This window comes from Lutibacter sp., assembly GCF_040883305.1.
Lineage (GTDB): Bacteria > Bacteroidota > Bacteroidia > Flavobacteriales > Flavobacteriaceae > Lutibacter.
The window spans coordinates 1-3,542 of the sequence record NZ_JBFLKT010000334.1; the positions used below are offsets into that span (position 1 = coordinate 1).

Annotated in this window: 3 protein-coding genes; all 3 read right to left on the minus strand. The window is 30.0% G+C overall.

The features are described from left to right. Positions 1 to 154: 154 nt before the first annotated feature. Positions 155 to 646, minus strand: coding sequence for an RNA polymerase sigma factor (locus tag AB1Z17_RS10860; protein WP_368051817.1), 492 nt, complete (start codon positions 644 to 646; stop codon positions 155 to 157). Positions 647 to 763: 117 nt separating this feature from the next. Continuing rightward, positions 764 to 1,753, minus strand: a complete 990-nt coding sequence (locus tag AB1Z17_RS10865; RefSeq protein WP_368051818.1) for an NAD(P)-dependent alcohol dehydrogenase — start codon at positions 1,751 to 1,753, stop codon at positions 764 to 766. Between the two features lie 330 nt (positions 1,754 to 2,083). Continuing rightward, positions 2,084 to 3,542: M1 family aminopeptidase (locus AB1Z17_RS10870; protein ID WP_368051819.1), on the minus strand; the 1,459-nt coding region annotated here is incomplete at its 5' end.

The window sequence follows — 3,542 nt, forward strand, 5'->3', positions numbered from 1 at the left end:
AAAAGCAAATGAGAAAGCCACAATTGCAATTAAATTAATACGAAACATTCTTTTAAATTTATCAATGATATGAATTGATTTTTGGCTGTATAGGTTGTTTATTTTTGGCGCTACTAATGCATCACCTTCTAGAAAACCTTCTTTCCATATGTTTTCAATTGATTTTTCCATCTAGTATTTTTTTTAATCTATTTTTAATTCTTTTAACACGTACACCAATATTATTAGGATTTGTTCCTATAATTTCAGCAATTTCCTTTTGTGATTTTTCTTCTAAATAGAGCATTATAATGGCTCTATCTATTTCTGATAATTTTCTAATAGCAGCATATAATAAATTTAGAGATTCATTTGAAAATGCGTAGTTGTCTTCGGTTTCTTCAGTAGTTATAGAATCTGACGCAAAATGTTGAACATTATTTTTCTTTTTCTTAAGTAAGGTTAAACAAACGTTTAATGAAATTCTGTACACCCAAGTACTCCATTGCGATTCCTCGCGGAAATTATCTTTACTCCTCCATATCTGTAAACACACTTCTTGGTAATAATCTTCAAAATCTTGTTGCGAGTTGGTGTATGCACGACATAATTTGATAATTATTCCTGCAAATGGTAATATAGATGTTTTATAAAAATCGCTACTCAATAGTATTGTTTTTAGTAGTTAGTGGTGTAAATTAAAAAATATTACAGGCAAAATATAATAATTGCAAAAAAATCTCTTTTAGAGATGTTAAGCACAACAGTTTGGCTAAACTATTTTTTAATGCAGTTTAGGTTTTGTTGTACTCTCGTTATTCTTAACGTTAATTATAACATTTCCTATTTTCTCTCCTTTGATTACATACTCATAAGCCTTCGATATATCTTTTAATTGGTATTCTCTGTCTATCACTGGCTTAAAACTTCCTTTCTCTAAGTGACTAATTATAAATGGTATTGTTTCTCTCTTATTGTAAGGAATAGGAAAGATTACTTTCTTATTTGATATTGAATTAAATAGAGGATAGAATACATTTTGAGAATAAGGTCCTAATTCAGAGGAAATGTAAACTCCTTTTTTATTTAATAATGCTTTACACTTACCAAATGTGCTTTTACCAACCGTATCAAAAACAAAATCATAATTTCCATCTTTATCAGTAAAGTCTTCTTTCGTGTAATCAACAATTTCGTCAGCACCCAATTTTTTTATGAGTTCGATATTCTTAGTGCTACAGGTGGCGGTTATTTTTACATCATATTGCCTAACAAATTGTAATAGAGCGGAACCAATCCCACCAGTAGCTCCATTTATTAGAATGCGATGGCCTGATTTAATATTTACTTTATGAATAAAAGAGTAAGCGTAATGTGCTCCTTCTATACTTGCAGCTGCCTGTTTAAAATCAATGTTTTTTGGAATAGTGAAAATATTTTCATCAACAGTTGTTAAATATTCAGCTTGAGATTCTGAACCTGTGTCATTAAAGCCAAATACCCTGTCTCCAATATTAATTGATTTAATATTTTTACCAATTGATAGTACTTCTCCTGCAAAATCTGTCCCTACTATGATTTTCCTTGGCTTAAATAAACCTAGGACAAATCTCATGAAAAATGGTTTAGCTATCAGGTTCGCGCAATCAGTCCTGTTAACAGTTGTAGCATAAACTCTAATTAATACTTCATTCTCCTTCGGGCCTGGCTTATCAACAGATTCAATTTTTAATTGATTTGGAGCACAATAATTCCTGCGAATTGCTGCTTTCATTTTTTTATTGTCCATTCTCTAATGTCTAGTCCTAAAATATGGTTACAGGTTAAAAACGATTTTAAGCTGATAATTGATATACCATATTTGGTGTTTTAAATTTTAAAGATAAGTGTAATATTAATTAGTTTTATAAATTCAGCTATTTTTTATACCTATTATTGTGAATACCAAAGTTTATTAAAAAAATGAGATGATTGTTAGTCATTAAAAATTTTCATCTTTTGAGAAACTTCTTCCAGAATCAAAATTTATTCGATCACATAAGTCGTTATTTGATTAAAATAAAGTTATATCAGCTTCTATTGTAAATGATTTTTATGATTAAAGTTATTTCATAGGCTTCACTGTTTCAAACAAATCAGCTATTAAATATTGCAGTGAATCTGGTGTAACATCTCTAAAATACCTTAATAAGTCCTTAGTTGTTGCATACCTATTTGTAGCCGTTTTTAACTTTCCATTTGTTGTATTCCAATCGTTTATAAACCTCTTTAAAGCTAAATTAACGTTAGCTTCTCCAATACTTTTTTGAAGTTCATACATGTTCAGCGCTCCTTTTGCATAATAGATGTAATCTTGATTTTCTACCAATGCAAGAGATGGTTCTTCTCTACTTTCTCTTTCTTTTCCTGCTACATATTTATCTTTTTGAAGCTCTAAAAACTGTTGTACTTTTTCTTCGGAATATTCCTGTTTTAACACCATTATAGCTGCATACTGTGACAAGGTTTCTAATATCATCAATTGGCCTTGAACATTAGCGGCTTCTACTTGCATTCCAAACCATTGATGCGCCAATTCATGTGCAGTTACATAGAATGCCATATCTACATCTTCTTTGTCATCAATATCTAATACAAAGCCTATAGACTCAGAAAACGGCACTGTACCAGGAAACGATTGTGCAAATTGTGCATAACGTGGAAATTCTGTAATACGCATTTGTTTATATTGATATGGACTAAAATTAGTACTATAATAATCAAAAGAAGCTTTCATAGATTTCATCATTCTATCTAAATTATAATGATGTGCTTTATGATAGTAGATTTCTAATTCAACAGGTTGCTTTATGATTCCAGATTTAGGCTCCCAAATATCTTTCTTTACTTCGTAACGTGCGGAAACAATAGCATAAAAGTTAATCATTTTCTGATTCATTTTATATTGAAAGTAACTACGGTTATTTTCTTTCCATTGCTTTACTAACTCTCCAGGTACAATAGCAGTTTGATCTATTGCTGTACCAATAATCATTTCAAAACATATACCATCAGAATCACTTCCAGATCTTGCGTTTTGTAGTTCATTAACATCATCTATTGATGCTTTACCTACCCTTTCAGGTAATTGATATTCTTTACGTTGTTCTTTATCTTGAAGCTCATACTTTTTAGCATATCCTAAAATTGGAAAATCTTCGTTCTTAAAGAAAGTTCCGTTTTCAACAATAGCAGTATTAGATTTTGATCCTGAAAATCCTTTAGTTGTATATGTTTGCTTGAAATTCATTTTAATAGAATCACCTGGTTGCAAAGGATTCTTTAGTTTATGAATCGAATAACTATATTTACTGTATTCTTTATTTATTGTAGCTCCACCTTCAAAAGTAATGTTACTCAAGGCAACATCATCTTCTATCATTTTTTGAATATGAACCTCATTAATAGGTGCTGTAGTTGTGTTTTTGAGGATATAATAACCCTCTGCTCTATAATTTCTTTTAGAAGGATATAACTCCACATTTAGATTTACACTAACGATTTTAGGTTGTGGTATATATTCG

Bases quoted from the DNA above. Each gene is read 5' to 3' on its own strand.
- AB1Z17_RS10865 (WP_368051818.1), bottom strand. From the start codon at position 1,753: ATGAAAGCAGCAATTCGCAGGAATTATTGTGCTCCAAATCAATTAAAA.